15 protein-coding genes and 1 pseudogene are annotated in these 17,318 nt (G+C 32.3%); 5 read left to right on the top strand and 11 right to left on the bottom strand.

Annotation, left to right across the window (positions count from 1 at the left end; genetic code table 11):
- Nucleotides 1-9: 9 nt before the first annotated feature.
- The gene (agrC, locus tag EL082_RS04120) at nucleotides 10-1,299 is read left to right on the top strand and encodes a quorum-sensing sensor histidine kinase AgrC (RefSeq protein ID WP_002466247.1); all 1,290 of its coding nucleotides are present in this window, start codon (nucleotides 10-12) and stop codon (nucleotides 1,297-1,299) included.
- A 12-nt stretch (nucleotides 1,300-1,311) separates the two neighbouring features.
- Nucleotides 1,312-2,028, top strand: coding sequence for a quorum-sensing response regulator AgrA (gene agrA, locus EL082_RS04115; protein ID WP_002466277.1), 717 nt, complete (start codon nucleotides 1,312-1,314; stop codon nucleotides 2,026-2,028).
- A 58-nt stretch (nucleotides 2,029-2,086) separates the two neighbouring features.
- On the opposite strand, the gene EL082_RS04110 is transcribed toward agrA, so the two are convergent.
- From EL082_RS04110 to EL082_RS04080, 7 genes are all read right to left on the bottom strand, one after another.
- On the bottom strand, nucleotides 2,087-3,043 hold the full coding sequence (locus EL082_RS04110; RefSeq protein WP_002466260.1) for a carbohydrate kinase family protein: 957 nt from the start codon (nucleotides 3,041-3,043) through the stop codon (nucleotides 2,087-2,089).
- A complete protein-coding gene (locus tag EL082_RS04105) occupies nucleotides 3,040-4,524 on the bottom strand; it encodes a sucrose-6-phosphate hydrolase (protein ID WP_049416233.1) in 1,485 nt (494 codons plus the stop codon). The genes EL082_RS04110 and EL082_RS04105 overlap by 4 nt, the downstream gene beginning before the upstream one ends.
- A gap of 300 nt (nucleotides 4,525-4,824) precedes the next feature.
- Entirely contained in the window at nucleotides 4,825-5,775 is a 951-nt protein-coding gene (locus EL082_RS04100) for a LacI family DNA-binding transcriptional regulator (protein WP_002466257.1), read from the bottom strand.
- Nucleotides 5,776-5,915: 140 nt separating this feature from the next.
- The gene (locus tag EL082_RS04095; protein ID WP_002466256.1) at nucleotides 5,916-6,140 is read right to left on the bottom strand and encodes a sulfurtransferase TusA family protein; all 225 of its coding nucleotides are present in this window, start codon (nucleotides 6,138-6,140) and stop codon (nucleotides 5,916-5,918) included.
- A gap of 12 nt (nucleotides 6,141-6,152) precedes the next feature.
- Nucleotides 6,153-7,241, bottom strand: coding sequence for a YeeE/YedE family protein (locus EL082_RS04090; protein ID WP_002466270.1), 1,089 nt, complete (start codon nucleotides 7,239-7,241; stop codon nucleotides 6,153-6,155).
- A gap of 170 nt (nucleotides 7,242-7,411) precedes the next feature.
- The gene (locus EL082_RS04085; RefSeq protein WP_015364839.1) at nucleotides 7,412-7,717 is read right to left on the bottom strand and encodes a hypothetical protein; all 306 of its coding nucleotides are present in this window, start codon (nucleotides 7,715-7,717) and stop codon (nucleotides 7,412-7,414) included.
- A gap of 26 nt (nucleotides 7,718-7,743) precedes the next feature.
- Nucleotides 7,744-8,388, bottom strand: a complete 645-nt coding sequence (locus tag EL082_RS04080; protein WP_002466252.1) for a redox-sensing transcriptional repressor Rex — start codon at nucleotides 8,386-8,388, stop codon at nucleotides 7,744-7,746.
- A gap of 258 nt (nucleotides 8,389-8,646) precedes the next feature.
- Between EL082_RS04080 and abc-f the strand changes: the two genes are divergently transcribed.
- Both abc-f and EL082_RS04070 read left to right on the top strand, forming a co-directional pair.
- Complete coding sequence (abc-f, locus tag EL082_RS04075) at nucleotides 8,647-10,581, top strand: ribosomal protection-like ABC-F family protein (protein WP_049416229.1); 1,935 nt, start codon at nucleotides 8,647-8,649, stop codon at nucleotides 10,579-10,581.
- A gap of 350 nt (nucleotides 10,582-10,931) precedes the next feature.
- Nucleotides 10,932-12,555, top strand: a pseudogene (locus EL082_RS04070) (MutS-related protein).
- Nucleotides 12,556-12,608: 53 nt separating this feature from the next.
- Here EL082_RS04070 and tsaD read toward each other — a convergent pair.
- The 4 genes from tsaD to tsaE are packed head-to-tail and all read right to left on the bottom strand — an operon-like array spanning nucleotide 12,609 to nucleotide 15,181.
- Nucleotides 12,609-13,646, bottom strand: a complete 1,038-nt coding sequence (gene tsaD, locus EL082_RS04065) for a tRNA (adenosine(37)-N6)-threonylcarbamoyltransferase complex transferase subunit TsaD (protein ID WP_002466263.1) — start codon at nucleotides 13,644-13,646, stop codon at nucleotides 12,609-12,611.
- Nucleotides 13,639-14,103 carry a ribosomal protein S18-alanine N-acetyltransferase gene (gene rimI, locus EL082_RS04060; protein WP_049416226.1) on the bottom strand — a complete coding sequence of 155 codons (465 nt, stop codon included), beginning with the start codon at nucleotides 14,101-14,103 and terminating at the stop codon, nucleotides 13,639-13,641. The genes tsaD and rimI overlap by 8 nt, the downstream gene beginning before the upstream one ends.
- On the bottom strand, nucleotides 14,076-14,738 hold the full coding sequence (tsaB, locus tag EL082_RS04055; protein ID WP_002466271.1) for a tRNA (adenosine(37)-N6)-threonylcarbamoyltransferase complex dimerization subunit type 1 TsaB: 663 nt from the start codon (nucleotides 14,736-14,738) through the stop codon (nucleotides 14,076-14,078). Before tsaB ends, rimI begins: the two co-directional genes overlap by 28 nt.
- A complete protein-coding gene (gene tsaE, locus EL082_RS04050; RefSeq protein WP_103286358.1) occupies nucleotides 14,735-15,181 on the bottom strand; it encodes a tRNA (adenosine(37)-N6)-threonylcarbamoyltransferase complex ATPase subunit type 1 TsaE in 447 nt (148 codons plus the stop codon). Before tsaE ends, tsaB begins: the two co-directional genes overlap by 4 nt.
- Before the next feature lie 442 nt (nucleotides 15,182-15,623).
- Between tsaE and ilvD the strand changes: the two genes are divergently transcribed.
- Complete coding sequence (gene ilvD, locus EL082_RS04045) at nucleotides 15,624-17,312, top strand: dihydroxy-acid dehydratase (protein WP_049416224.1); 1,689 nt, start codon at nucleotides 15,624-15,626, stop codon at nucleotides 17,310-17,312.
- Nucleotides 17,313-17,318: the final 6 nt, after the last annotated feature.

The raw sequence follows: 17,318 nt of genomic DNA, 5'->3' as shown, positions 1-17,318 counted from the left end.
GTGTATTAAATGGAATTAATCAATAATATACCGTTTGCTATTTTGCAATTAATTTTATACTTTTGGGTTACAAAATTAATATCGTTTATCAAATATACAAGAAGAGATTATTTTATCATCATAGGGATTATAATCTCTTCTCTTGTATTATACGAATTATTTGGTACGAAATCTTTACTATTTGTAGTAATATCTAGCCTAATTTTCTTATATAGGAAAATTAAATTTTATTCTATTTTGGCTGTTTTAATTACTTCATTGATAATGTATTTGAGCAACTTCACTACTTTAGTATTGTACGTAACAGTTTTAGATAAAATCACTGATACATATATACTACTTACAATATACATGCTAGTATTTTTTATAGTTTCTTTGATAACTTCTCTAGTTCTGAGATTTTTATTACAAAAACTAAAAACATCATACCTTTCAATGAATAAAACATATAATATTATCATCGCCTTAGTATTAGTAATATCGTTTGTATTTTTTTACTCTTATTCTTTAGTTAATACTTCTGCATTCGAAAGCTTAAGAAGTTATGGAATTATTTTTGTTGGTTTAATTATCTTTTTAAGCATCATTATTTTCATTCTTTCAATGTTCACTTTACGTGAAATGCGTTATAAACGTAATCTTCAAGAGATTGAAACGTATTATGAATATACTTTGAAAATTGAATCTATTAATAATGAAATGCGTAAGTTTCGACATGACTATGTCAATATTCTTTCTACGATGTCCGAATTTATTCGTGAAGACGATATGCCAGGCTTACGTCAGTATTTCAATGAACAAATTGTACCGATGAAAGATAACTTAGAAACACGTTCACTTAAACTTAACGGTATTGAGAAGCTTAAGGTCCGTGAAATCAAAGGTCTTATTACGACGAAGATTCTTCAAGCTCAAGAGAAAGAAATCGCGATTAGTATTGAAGTGCCCGATGTGATTGAACGCATTGATATGAATACGATAGAATTAAGCCGTATTATTGGTATTACATTGGATAATGCGATTGAAGCATCAGAATCATTAGAAGATGCCCTTATTCGTATCGCCTTTTTCAAAGAAGATGAATCAGTAACGCTTATTATCATGAATAAATGTAAAGATAGCATTCCTCGTGTGCATGAACTATTTGAAGAAGGTTTTTCTACAAAAGGTGATAATCGAGGTTTAGGTTTATCTACACTTAAAGAAATCACTGATAATAATGATAATGTATTATTAGATACAGTCATTGAAAATGGCTTTTTTATTCAAAAAATAGAAATAATCGATAAAGAATCATAAGGATGTGAAATCATGAAAATATTCATTTGCGAAGATGATCCAAAACAACGAGAAAATATGGCTTCAATTATTAAAAATTATATTATGATTGAGGAAAAGCCTATGGAGCTTGCTCTCGCAACTGATGATCCTTATGAAGTGCTTGAGCAATCCAAAAATATGAATGACATCGGTTGTTATTTCTTAGATATTCAACTTGAAGCTGATATAAATGGTATTAAATTAGGTAGTGAAATTCGAAAACATGATCCTGTAGGTAATATCATTTTTGTAACAAGTCATAGTGAATTAACGTATCTCACTTTCGTTTATAAAGTGGCTGCAATGGATTTTATATTCAAAGATGATCCTGCAGAACTGAAAACACGTATTATCGATTGTTTAGAAACAGCTCACACAAGACTTAAATTATTATCTAAAGAAAGTAATGTAGAAACAATAGAGTTAAAGCGTGGTAGTAATTCAGTTTATGTACAATATGACGATATTATGTTTTTCGAATCATCTAGTAAATCACATCGTTTAATTGCACATTTAGATAATAGACAAATCGAATTTTATGGTAACCTTAAAGAATTAAGTCAATTAGATGACCGTTTCTTTAGATGTCATAATAGCTTTGTGATTAACCGAAGAAATATTGAGTCAATTGATTCTAAAGAACGCATTGTCTATTTTAAAAATAAAGAGCATTGTTATGCATCAGTTCGTAATGTCAAAAAGATATAATTCCATTATTAATATAAATAAACAACCATCCGTCAGTGTAAAACGGATGGTTGTTTTATTACGCGTTATCAATTTCTTCTAATGTAGGAATACTTTCAATGGCACCATATTTTGTCGTTACTTTTGCTGCAACAAGGTTACTAAATTGCAAGATTGATTCACCCTGTTGTTTAAATAATGACTCTATCGCCATATCTTGTTGTATTAATATTTGGCTTATTACAGCACCTATAAAGGCATCTCCAGCACCAGTAGTATCGATAGCTTTGACTTTAAAGCCTTCATGATGTTTAACTGTACCATCTTTCAAATAGATTGAGGCTCCCTTAGCGCCTCGAGTATAAATTACCGCTTCAACATTGCCTACAAATAGCGATTCAATCGCTTTAGATTCATCTTGCTCTCTCGTAATAAATTCAATTTCTTCATCTGAAACTTTAACGACATGTGCTTTAGGTATAAATGTCAATATAGCGTTACGACAATCCTCTTTATTATCCCATAAAGGTAAGCGAACATTAGGATCAAAAACAATGGTTCCTTGATGTTGATTAAATTTCTCGACCATTGCCAAATGTGCTTGTTTCATAGGGCTATCTACTAAATCAACCGAGCAGAAATGTAAAACATCACCCTTACCCACGTCTAAATCTTCAATATTTTGAGCTTCATATAACATATCTGCAGATGGTTTCCGATAAAATGAAAAGTCTCTTTGTCCGTCTGCCTTTAAACTTACAAATGCGAGTGCTGTATTCGCCTCATCTGTTCTCTTAATATAATCAGTACCAACACCAATTTGATTCAGTGTCTCAACGATAATATCTCCAAATGCATCATTGCCAAGTTGCGTTATCATTTCAGCTTGTGCACCTAACTTTTGAACTGTACAAGCAACGTTGCAAGGTGCACCTCCTACTTGACGAGAAAATTGTTCAACGTCTTTAAGTGCAGTATCAGTTACTGTTGGCATAAAATCTATTAACGCTTCACCTATTGCGAATAAACGTCTCATGAAAGATCACCTTTCAACTTATATTTTGTAAATTGTAGATAGACTTGTCCTGATTCTGTCGAAGTCTTAATACCAGTTGCTTCCTCTGAAGGGAATATTCTTGATGTTAAGACACGTTCACCGTCATTACAAAAAATCTCTATACTAGAGGTATCAACAAAGATTCGTAATTGTGTTAAGGTTGAATCCAGTTTTGTACTACGTGTTGTGCCTTCTACATTGCCTGGTAATACACCGCTATCAGTTCGATCAAGTGTCACTTTATTGTCTCTTTTATTATATGAAATCATTGTCGATTGATATCTTGATGTTCTTAACTCAAAATAAATTTCAGATGCATCATTTTCCAAAATATCAATGATTAATTCGTATTGTTTACCCTCATATGGATGTAACTTGGTTGTAAATTTATTAGCGTAACCTAAAGCTGTTTCTTTGTTATATCTTAATTTTTCTAAGCTTTGAATAGGTCTTTGTTTCAACTTACCATTTTCAATATTTAATACTCTTGGAATAGTTAAACAATGTGCCCAACCTTCTTCATCTGTAGGATATGTTGTGTCTGGTAATCCCATCCAACCAATTAAGATACGTTGACCATTTTGGTCGAGAAATGTTTGTGGCGCATAAAAATCAAAACCTCTGTCCAATTCTAAAAATGATTGATGATCAAATTCTAACGTATCTAGATTTAAATCACCCATAATATAGCCAGATTGATAAATATTACGATACTTATCTTCATCACTATCAAGACCTTGTGGACAAAACATGATGACATCATGGCCATCTAGTTCAAAGTAATCAGGACACTCCCACATATAACCAAACTGATTTAATGATGTTTTAATTTCTCCTTGGAAATGCCAATTCACAATATCTTTCGAACGATATAATAATAATCTACCAAATTCATCCATAGTTTGCGCACCTAAAATCGCATAAAATTGATCCTCAACTTGAAATACTTTTGGATCTCTAAAATGACTTGTATAGCCTTCCGGTTGTTGGCTAATGACAGGTTTAGGAAATTTCTCTACTGATCCGTCAGCTTTCATTCTAGCAATCATTTGGGATGAATGTCTTTGCCATGCATGATCACGGTGATTTCCAGTGTACATATAATATAAATGGCCCTGATATTCAAAAGCACTTCCGCTATAAACGCCATGACTATCGAATTTAGTATCTGGACTTAGTATCACACCTTGTGGTTCGAAATGAACCAAATCGTCACTTGTATAATTAAACCAATACTTTAAACCATGTACCGCACCTAAAGGGAACCATTGATGTGACACATAATATTTTCCATCAAAATAAATTAAACCGTTGGGATCATTTAATAAACCCGTTTCTGGTTGAATATGAAAAGTTTGTCTATACGGAGATAGTTTTACTTGTTGTTTTAAATTTAGTAATTTATCGCTATCAGCATCTTCTATTCGTTGATAGCGTTCTTCTTTAGTCCATTCAGTCATTCATATCCCCCTATTTTATAGTAATCTTTTAAGTATATGGGGTTAAGTTTATTCATAATAAAGTGCCACTTATACATGTAATTTTGTTCAATTATAAATATTAAACAAAAGTCGAAACTATATGCTAAGTCATATGCGTTTCTAAAAATGTATGTCTTTATCATTGTCTTCCCCAACTTGCATTGTCTTTAGAATTCCTCATCGAAATCCTTTATACTTGGGCTACTTGAGCCGGTAAGAATGATGCTTCTATTTTATCATTTCTACTGGTATCGGTTCCATATAATTTGAATATATTCTTCATAATTTCACTGGTATCACAATGGTTTCTTCAATAGCTTCACCCTTTATCAATTGTCTAACTTCAAGCATGGCACGTTGTCCCGCTTCAAAATAATTAAACTGTATCGTTCGAATAATTGGTGAAACTATTTGTGTCATAGGGTCTCCACCAAATCCATGAATCATTGTTGGTTTTAATAATTGATCTGAATTAAAACTATATTTATGAATAGCCAATGCAATCGCATCGGTCGCACCTATAATGACGTCAGCATCATTGATCTTTGTTAACGTTTGTTCAATGTCTTGTAATGCTTCTTCATATTTAAAAGAGGTTTCAAATATATCTGGTTCAATTTGATATTTTGATAAGCCGTCGACTAATCCATTTCTTCTATGTACACCCACTGCAATGTCTTTCTCAGTAACACTAAAAAATACAACACGTTGTGGTTGGTTTTGACCTACCCACTCACCCACTTTTAATCCTGCTTGATAATCATCATGCGTGATGCTATGTAATCCAGGGTATTCTTGTCCAACTATAATGACAGGTACATTAGCTTTATCAATTACTTCCAAGTGTTTATTAGTAATATCGGTTGCCATTAAAATGATTGCATCCACTTTACTTCGAGATAAAGTTTCAATTGCTTCTATTTCCGCATCCATATGTAAACCAGTGTAGTTTAGTAGTAATTGATAGTTATGTCGTTGGCATTGATCTACTATACCTTTGACTGTTTCATCAACAGCGTAAGAGTTCATCCTTGGAATAATTGCACCTATAATACGTGTTTGAGTCGCTCTTAGACTTTGTGCAAACTGATTCGGTTGGTAGTCATGTTCATTAATAATTCTACTTAATTTTATACGCGTCTTTTGACTTACAGATCCATTATTTAAATACCTAGAAACTGTACTTTTAGATACACCTGCTAATTTTGCGATATCCGATATATTTTTCATAAAAGTTACTCACCCATCATATTTTGGAAAACTTATATTTATTCTATCATACATGTAATCGCTTTAAATACTATTTTCTAGTTCTTTGAAATGAAAAAGAGCACCCTATGTAGGATGCTCTGTCTATATTTATCAGTACTTTACGCTTTTTGAACAGTAATTGTCCAAGATGCATCACCGAGTTGTTCATAATTAGTAACAGGGTAACCATTTTCTGCCGCCCAATTAGGGATTGCCTCAGTTGCCTGTGTACAATCAAAATCAATTTTTAATTCATCGCCAAGATCTAATTCAGTCATTTTCTTTTGTGCTTCAATTAATGGGAAAGGACAAACCATCCCAACTGTACCTAATTCATATACCATTATAAATCCTCCTTACGTCGTTTGCGTTTGTTGTTTAACTGTTGTTTGTTGTTTTTTAGTCGATTGTTGTAATTGTTTCATAGGTTTAATAAAAATAAAGTAACTCATAAACCATACACCTAGAATCATTGAACCTAAGCCAATCCAACCTTGCCAACTCATTGTTGCCGTTTCAACTAAACCGTTACCGATTGAGCAACCACCTGCAACAGAGGCTCCAAAGCCCATTAAAATACCACCTATTGCACTATTTCTAATTGTTTTCTTATCTGGTAAACGCCATTTGAATTCTTTTGAACCTTTAGCAGCAATGTAGGAACCAAGGAATATACCTACAACTAAAAATGCGCCCCAATCAATGAGTTGAGTATTTCCAGTAATTAAGAAATTAACAATATTTGCTGAAGGCGTCGTAATTCCTAATCCATAATCTCTACCAGTAGAACTACTCATTGGCCAAGCTAATAATGCGATTAATCCAACTGCAATTGCTGCTACAAATGGATGATACCTTCTTTCAAATAAATAATGTCTTAAACCTGTATACTTTTGTTTTAATTTAGGAACTGCTACTTTAGGTTTTTTAAGTGTTTTAGTCACCAATATTAAAGTAATAATCGTTATAAGAATGACTAAAATCCAATTTGGAATATGCAATGTATCTGCCATACTAGCATTTTCATTTGTAGGTTGGTTAATTACTTTTAGAACTGGTGATAAAATACCTGTCTTAGTCATAGCACTTGTTAATGCATATAAAATAAGTGCAATCCAACTACCTATTAAACCTTCTCCTGCTCTATAATATGTTCCAGTAGCACAACCGCCTGCTAATACGATACCTATGCCAAAGACAAAAGAACCGATAACTGTACCAACAATTGGAAATGTATGTGCTGGAACATTAACTAAGCCTAAACTTGTTAAAATGAATAAACCAATACTTTGAACTGTAATCGCAACAAGCAAAGCATAAAACATTTTATTACTTTTTTGTACATACATATCTCTAAAACCGCCTGCTAAACAAAAGCGAGTTCGTTGCATTACGAATCCTAATAGTACACCGACAATCAAACCGCTTATAATCATCCAAACCATATTTTCACCCTTTTCCGATATAAATACTAAGTTATTTTACAGGATAAAGTGTTATATTTCAAGTTCACTATCTAAATTAGTTCTCCCAATGCATATCTTTATTGAATGTAGTTTTCACTTTACTAAAAAATAGTACACCTCTTTAAGATGTACTATTAAATATCGCTATTTTAAAGCGCTTGTATTTCATTTATATGATGAACTAACGTTTGTATGTCTTTTGATTTAAAATGACTGAATTTATACCAAGTTTGGTTATAATAAATAAATAATTTATGTCCTAGTAATCCCTTACGTACTTGGTAACGAATTATTTTTTTTACATCAATATCTAAATTTAAAGGATTATGATTTGTATAATATGACTTGAATATTAGTGTATGCTCGTTCAAAACCAATTGTCCGGGAATGTATATCAATGTAGGTAAATGAGCTTTATACATACAACTTACTTGAATCAAAAATTTACCATTCATAAAGAGTCCCCCTAATGACCAATATGCTATTTCATTGATTCATCATAATTTCTCATAAAGAATAGTAAGGACTGTAATTCAATACCTAAATCAATATGATGTACTTGAACATCATTTGGTGTACTTACTCTTGCTGGCGTAAAATTCATAATTCCTTTAATACCAGATTCAACAAGTTCGTCTGTAACACTTTGAGCAACATGTTCAGGAGTAGTGAGAATGACTACATCAATATCTTGTTTTGATAACGTTTGTTTTAAAGTCTTGCTATCTTTAACAACTACACGGCCTACTTGTTCACCGATGACATCTTGATTCACATCAAATGCTTCTGTAATTGTCATTTCATCGTGAATTGAAAAGTTATATGTTAATAATGCTCGACCTAAGTTACCTACACCAACAATTGCAATTTTAATATCATTACTACCACTAATTTCAGCTTTAAAAAATTCAATTAAACTATCTATATTATAGCCATAACCTTTTTTACCTAATTCGCCAAAATATGAAAAATCTCTACGAATCGTAGCTGAATCTATTTGTAATGCTTCGCTAATAGCTTTAGAATTAACACGGTCAATACCTTTAGTTTTTAGATTACTAACAAATCTATAATATAACGGTAAACGTTTTAAAGTTGCTCGAGGAATTTTAACGTTACTTGCCATTTTATTTGTCTCCCTTCGACACTAAACGGTTTCAATTTAATTTTATGTATATATGTTTGCAACAATAAAAATCCAAATAATTGTTTACAATGAATACTTGCTAATTATACATTAATAAAATTTAAAAATAAATATCCTAGTTTCAAGACACAGCTTAATACTGTAAAATAAATATTAATATGATAAACAAATATTTAAACATATCAAACTATATGTATAGTTTATAATGATATCGCATATTTAGAAAGGTGAAGTCGGATGATACTTTTACAACTTAATGACATCTCTAAATCGTTCGTTGGTGAAGATATCTTTACTAACGTTGATTTTGAAGTAAAAACAGGCGAACGTATAGGTGTTGTTGGACGAAATGGTGCCGGTAAATCAACACTTATGAAAATCATTGCTGGCGTTGAAGATTATGATAGTGGTCATATTTCAAAGATTAAAAATCTTAAGATGGGCTATTTGACACAACAAATGACACTAGACTCTAACGCCACTGTATTTGAGGAAATGTCAAAACCATTTGAACATATAAAAAATATGGAATTATTAATCAAACAAGAAACCGATTGGTTAGCTGCACATGCAGATGCGTATGATACCCCTACTTATCAAGCACATATGGAAAAATATGAATCTTTATCAAATCAATTTGAGCAACTAGAAGGTTATCAATATGATAGTAAAATTAAAACAGTTCTTCATGGGTTGAATTTTAATGAAGATGACTTTAATAAACCTATTAATGACTTCAGTGGTGGTCAAAAAACAAGATTATCACTGGCACAAATGTTGTTAAATGAACCAGATTTATTATTACTTGATGAACCTACCAACCATCTTGATTTAGAAACCACAAAATGGTTAGAGGATTATTTACGCTACTTTAAAGGTGCAATTGTCATTATCAGTCATGATAGATATTTCTTAGACAAAATCGTTACACAAGTTTATGACGTCGCTTTAGGTAGCGTCAAACGATATATTGGTAATTATGAACAATTTATTCAACAAAGAGATAAATATTATGAAAAACGTATGCAAGAATATGAAAAACAACAGGAAGAAATTAAAAGATTAGAAACATTTGTAGAAAAAAATATTACAAGAGCTTCAACAAGTGGCATGGCAAAAAGTCGTCGTAAAACCCTAGAAAAAATTCAACGTATAGATAAACCTATGATTGATGCAAGAAGTGCCAATATCCAGTTTGGATTTGATAGAAATACCGGAAATGACGTCATGCATATCAAACAATTAGAAATTGGTTATGATGATACCCCTATTACTAAACCTATTAATATGGAAGTATCCAAAGGCGATCACATTGCAATTATAGGGCCAAATGGTGTCGGTAAAACCACTTTGATTAAAACCATTGCTCAAAGACAACGTCAACTCGGTGGCGAAGTCACATTTGGTGCTAATTTGAAAATTGGTTACTATGATCAAAAACAAGCTGAATTCAAATCAAATAAAACCATTCTAGATTATGTGTGGGACCAATATCCAAATATGAACGAAAAAGATATTCGAGCAGTATTAGGACGCTTTTTATTCGTACAAGACGATGTCAAAAAAATCATCAATGATTTATCAGGTGGTGAAAAAGCAAGACTACAACTAGCCTTGTTAATGTTACAACGTGATAATGTACTTATTTTAGATGAGCCTACCAATCACCTCGACATAGATTCAAAAGAAATGTTAGAACAAGCTTTAGAGCATTTTGCAGGTACTATAATATTTGTATCCCATGATAGATATTTCATCAATCAATTAGCCAATAAAGTATTTGACTTAGATCATGATGGTGGCAAAATGTATCTTGGTGACTACCAATATTATATTGAAAAAACAGAAGAAGCTGCTGCTCTAAAAGCTAAAGCGGAAAGTGAAATTGAGTCTACAAATAACCCAAGCACCAAACAGAGATCGACATCATCATATGAAAATCAAAAACAACGTCGTCGCGAACAACGCAAAATAGAACGTGAAATCGAGCAACGTGAAGCTATCATCGAATCATGTGAAGCAAAGATCGAAGACATTGATTATCAACTTACACAACCTGATGTTTATAGTGATCCTATTAAATCCAATGAATTAGCGGAATTAAAATCAAACACCGAACAAGAATTAGAACAAGCAATGATGGAATGGGAAGAATTACAAGAAAAATTATAAATAACTATTATTTTACTAGACATTAAAAAGTAGAGTTTCTACTTTTTAGTGCCTTTTTTCTATCGTTTTATTGATTATTATTAACAATGATTATTGCCTATATGAAAGCTATCCACAGAGTTATCCTAGTTATCCACAAGTAATATGTAACTATTTTTAAAAGTTATTCAGATGAAAATATACTATATCCACAAAAATTAACACCACTTATCCACAAGTTGTGCACTTATTGTTGATAAGTACGCATGTTCCCTATTGACATAACTTCTAACTTCTCATTATTATCATTGATTGTTTCATATTAAATGATATGAAATAATTAAAATAACTATACATAAAGGAGTTTTTCAATGGACGATGTACAGTTATTTTTATTATTTGTATTAGGCGTTATTATTTTAACCACCGTCGTTAGTATTATTACATCAATCGTCAATAGAAGACAGTTCATTAATAAAATTAACGGCTTATGGCCTAATCAAGAAAAGATAGAAAAATTTATTAGGCCAAATGCGAAATATGATTATCAATTTCAAACTTATAGTGATCATTATAATGAACATCAACTTGTCGATGACAAAACTTGGTCTGACTTAAATATGGATGCCTTATTTCAAAGTATGAATTTCAATTTCACAGCACTTGGTGAAATGCGTTTATATGCTACTTTACGTAGGATGTATAAAGTAAACAATAAAATATTACTTAAACGTTTTAAAGAAGATACATCGTTTAGGAATCAAGTTTCATTACGGTTAGGTTTAGTAGGTAAAAGTGTTTATCCCCATTTTCCCGATCAACTCACACCTATTAAGTGTCAAAAAATATTTATGCTAGCACCATTATTACCGATTATCGCTTTAATTTATACATGCTTTGATGCGTCAAATGGCATTCTGATATTCGTCATAGCTTGCATGATCAATATCATTTTATCGGTCAGTTTAAAACGAACATTTGAACAAGATTTAAAAACCATTTTTTATACTGCTTATATTTTAAAACAGTGTTAAAAATCTTACTGAGATAGAGGGAACACCACAAGTAGACGTCAATTTCAATCACTTTAAAACTGCACGTTATTTGAGTGGTATATTAGCCAAAATCGAAAGCGTAGACTTAGCATCAGCCTTTGTTTTATTGATTAAAACTATATTTATGTTAGATTATCTAATTTTCCATACTATTCAGCATAGTTACTATAAATACATAAATGAAGTATTAAAATGCTATGATTATATAGGCCATTTAGATAATCATTATGCCATTGCTTTATATCAAGAGACATTGCAAGAATATTGCGAACCAGAAATCATTCAATATAGTAATACTCATCAACAATTATGTAAATTTAATCAACTTGTACATCCATTAATCAACAATGCTATTCCAAATGATTTAAATCTCAATCGAAATATTTTATTAACAGGCTCGAATGCGTCTGGTAAATCAACCTTCATGAAGACTGTTGCACTTAATCTTATTTTGGCTCAAACAATTGACACTGCGACAGCCTCTCAATTTAAATATGTGCCTGGATTAGTATATACATCAATGGCTAATGCTGATGACGTCTTATCAGGAGATAGTTATTTTATGGCTGAACTAAAATCAATTCGTCGTTTATTCAATATTTCTACGGAGAATCAAGTATACTGCTTCATTGATGAAATATTTAAAGGAACCAATACTACGGAACGTATTGCCGCTTCCGAATCAGTATTAACCTATTTATCTCATCTGCCTAATTACTACGTATTAGCAGCAACTCATGATATTGAATTATCAAATTTATTAAATATATCTTTTACAAATTACCACTTTAATGAATCAATTAAAGATGATTCCATTGCGTTTGACTTTAAAATCAAACCGGGTAAAGCTAATACAAGAAATGCAATCGAATTGTTAAGACTGACACAATTTCCTTCTGATATTTATGAACGTGCCAAACAACAAGTTAAGGATATATAATAAAAAGTCAGTAGTACGAGAATATATTTAATCTCGCACTACTGACTTTTTAATTATGATAAGGTTTCAATTGAAAAATCTTCAATATCAATGTTATTTTTTCCGTTCATTGACATATCACTACGAATGCCTGCTAAATAAAGATAATGACCTGCTGCACCAATCATCGCTGCATTGTCAGTACATAATTTCGGTGTAGGTATGGTTAATTGAATTTGATTGTCTTCACATTGTTTAGCAATACTTTCTCTTAGCCCACGATTACTTGCCACACCACCAGCAACGATTAATCGTTTAACATTATACGCTTTGCAAGCATGTATAGCTTTAGTCGTTAACACTTCAACAACACTGTTTTGGAAGCTTGTAGCAACATTTTCTGGTACAATCTCTTGTCCTTTTTGACGTTGATTATGCAATTGATTAATAACTGCGCTTTTTAGCCCACTAAAACTAAAATCATAACTTCCCTTTTCTAACCAAACTCTAGGAAATTGATACGTATCTTCACCTTTAGCTGCTAATTGATCAATTTGAGGTCCACCTGGATAGGGTAAATCAATGGTACGTGCTACTTTATCATATGCTTCACCTACAGCATCATCTCTTGTTTCACCTATGACTTCAAAATTTAAATGATTCTTCATATAAACCAATTCTGTATGACCACCAGAAACGATTAAAGCCATCAATGGAAATGTTAACGGTGTTTCTAAATGATTCGCATAAATATGTCCTGCAATATGGTGAACTGGTATTAACGGTAAATCATATGCAAATGCAAGTGCTTTTGCCGCATTAATACCTATGAGCAACGCACCTATAAGTCCAGGCCCTTGAGTTACAGCAATAGCATTGATATCATTCATAGTCACATTTGCAGTTTGTAAAGCGGTATCTATTGTCGTCGTAATCCCTTCGACATGGTGACGACTAGCAATTTCAGGTACTACACCGCCAAAGCGCTTATGACTTTCAATTTGGCTTAACACTGTATTAGATAATATTTCTGTACCATTTTTTATAACACTTACACTTGTTTCATCACAACTTGTCTCTATTGCTAAAATTAATGTCTGTTGCTTATTCACGTAAATTCACCCACATGACTAATGCATCCTGCCCTTCTCCATAATAATTTTTTCGTTTTCCACCAAATTGAAAACCTAAATTTTGATAAACATGTTGAGCGACTGTATTATCCACTCTTACTTCTAAACTCATTACATCACATTGATGACTTGCATAATTCATGACATATTTTAATAACAATTGTCCTAAACCATATCCTCTAAAATGCTCTGAAATGGCAACTGTTGTAATTTGTGCTTGATCAATAACAACCCATAACCCTAAATATCCAATAATCGCTTGATTAAATTCTATAACAAAATAATTAGCAAACTCATTCTTTACGATTTCATGATAAAATGCATCAATTGACCACGAACTATCATTGAAACTGCTTCTTTCAATGTCAAAGACTGCTGGAACATCATCTTTATTCATTCTTCTAATATTTAATTGTTCTTCTGTTGGTCTATCCAATTTCTTTCCGCCTCAGTTATTTTATGATATTTAGGAACAAAACTATGGATATCAGTGGGCTCGGTAATTAAATTTTTCATGACTGACGCTTGTGGTAATTGATTAATCCCCTCACCATCTATTAAATGTGCTAATTTAACTGTATCTTCACCGATATATACATAGGGTTGATTAAGTTCATGTAATTTCTGCTTCAAGTCATTAATTGAAATATATTGATCATCTAATACAGTTTCTAATAACCCATTTTTTTGTTGATATATCCCTGCATATACCGCTTCACGTCTTGCGTCAAAAATGGGTACTAAAAGTTTGTTATTCTCGTTAATAGTTGCTGCCAAAGCTTTTAATGACGAAACGCCATATAATTTACAATTTAATACGTAGGCAAGCGTTTTAGCAGTCGTCACACCAATTCTTAATCCAGTATATGAACCAGGACCTTCAGCAACTACGATACCATCGAGATCATTTTTTGACATACTACTTTCATTAAATAAACGTTGAATCATAGGCATTAGTTGCACTGAATGATTCGTCTTTGTATTGTTGGTAATTTCAGCAAGAACATCATTGCCGTCTGTTAATGCGACAGACAAAGGCTGATTGGACGTATCTATCAATAACAATTTCATTGTTCTAACGCCTCCTTCATAACTTCATAATGTTCTCCTTTAGCTTCTATCTTGATGTGCCGACTTGTTTCATCAATCACTTCAATATTTATTGTCAGTGATTCATTAGGTAATAAATCCTCAATAAATTGGCTCCATTCAATTACTGTTAACGCATCATCTTCAAAATATTCATCAAACCCTAAATCTTCATCCGAATCTTCGAGTCTATAGCAATCCATATGGTGTAACTTTAAATTTGTACCTTTGTAAGATTTAATAATATTAAATGTAGGTGAATTGATTGTTCGTTTAACACCCAAAGCTTCACCTATAAATTGAGTGAATGTTGTTTTACCTGCACCTAAATCTCCATTAAGTAAAATTAAATCTCCAGGTTGAACTAGTGCCACCAATCTTTTAGCAAATTGTTTCATTTCATTTTTATCTTTAATACTAATCATAGGTCATTCTCCTATTTTCTTTTTAACTACTCAAGAAATATATTAACTTAATTAGTGTAACAAATTTTGTCTTATATTTCTTCGTAAATATTTTTAACAAAATAGATTTAGAATTGTAAGAAAATTCTAAATTATCATTGACATCATTTTCGGCTTATAGTAAATTAAGTTTATAAATTTTAAAACAATTCAAACTATTTAGAATAAATAACCATTCAACGAAAGGAGTATAATAAAATGAGACATTATACAACTCAACATTCAACGACAACTTCAAATATTATTATTTTATTATACTCTCAAGGGCTCGAACTTTAGTAATTATTTCATTTACTAAATGTTTAAGTCCTATTTGTAATTGAATGGGACTTATTGAACGTCCCAATAACCATTGGGACGTTTTTTATTTTCTTATAGTACAAAAAATACGGGGGAATTTATTATGCGAAGCGACATGATCAAAAAAGGAGATCACCAAGCTCCAGCAAGAAGTCTTTTACATGCTACGGGCGCTCTTCAAAATCCAACAGATATGAACAAACCTTTCGTAGCTATCTGTAATTCATATATTGATATTGTTCCTGGACATGTTCACTTAAGAGAATTAGCTGATGTTGCAAAAGAAGCTATTCGCGAGGCAGGTGCCATTCCATTTGAATTTAATACCATTGGTGTAGATGACGGTATTGCGATGGGTCATATTGGAATGAGATATTCTTTACCTTCAAGAGAAATTATTGCTGATGCTGCAGAAACTGTCATCAATGCCCACTGGTTTGACGGTGTATTTTATATTCCAAACTGTGACAAAATCACACCAGGCATGCTACTAGCAGCTGTTAGAACTAATGTACCTGCAATTTTTTGTTCAGGTGGTCCAATGAAAGCTGGTTTATCTGCTCAAGGTAAAGCATTAACATTATCTTCTATGTTTGAAGCGGTTGGTGCATTTAAAGAAGGTTCTATTTCTAAAGAAGAATTCTTGGATATGGAACAAAATGCTTGCCCTACTTGTGGTTCATGTGCAGGAATGTTCACTGCTAATTCAATGAACTGCCTCATGGAAGTACTTGGTTTAGCATTACCTTATAATGGTACGGCCTTAGCTGTTAGTGACCAACGCCGCGAAATGATTCGTCAAGCTGCATTTAGATTAGTAGAAAATATCAAAAATGATATTAAACCTAGAGATATTGTTACCAAAGAAGCGATAGATGATGCATTTGCACTTGATATGGCTATGGGTGGTTCTACAAATACTGTATTACACACATTAGCAATTGCTAATGAAGCCGGCATTGAATATGATTTGGAACGTATTAATGAAGTCGCTAAAAATACACCTTACTTATCTAAGATTGCTCCAAGTTCTTCATACTCAATGCATGATGTACACGAAGCTGGTGGTGTACCCGCAATTATCAATGAATTAATGAAAAAAGAAGGTACATTACATCCAGATAGAATTACAGTAACCGGAAAAACTTTAAGAGAAAATAATGAAGGCAAAGAAATTAAAAACTTTGATGTTATCCATTCACTCGAAAATCCATACGATAAAGAAGGTGGTTTATCTATCTTATTTGGTAATCTGGCTCCTAAGGGTGCAGTTATCAAAGTTGGTGGTGTTGATCCTTCAATTAAGACATTCACTGGTAAAGCGATTTGCTTTAATTCACATGATGAAGCAGTTGAAGCCATTGATAATCATACAGTAAGAGAAGGTCATGTGGTCGTTATCAGATATGAAGGACCAAAAGGCGGACCAGGCATGCCAGAAATGCTAGCCCCTACTTCTTCAATTGTCGGTAGAGGATTGGGGAAAGATGTAGCCTTAATCACAGATGGTCGTTTTTCAGGCGCAACACGAGGCATTGCAGTAGGACATATTTCCCCTGAAGCCGCATCTGGTGGTCCGATTGGACTCATTCGAGATGGTGACGATATCACAATCGATTTAACAAATCGTACTCTAAATGTTGATCAACCTGAAGAGGAATTATATCGTCGTAGAGAACAATTAGAACCATTTAAAGCAAAGGTTAAAACTGGTTATCTTGCACGTTATACATCATTAGTAACAAGTGCCAATACTGGAGGCATTATGCAAGTACCTGAGAACCTTATCTAAATAATA

This window comes from Staphylococcus warneri (genome assembly GCF_900636385.1).
In the GTDB taxonomy this organism is placed as follows: domain Bacteria; phylum Bacillota; class Bacilli; order Staphylococcales; family Staphylococcaceae; genus Staphylococcus; species Staphylococcus warneri.
This window is presented reverse-complemented; position numbering and strand designations above follow the sequence as displayed.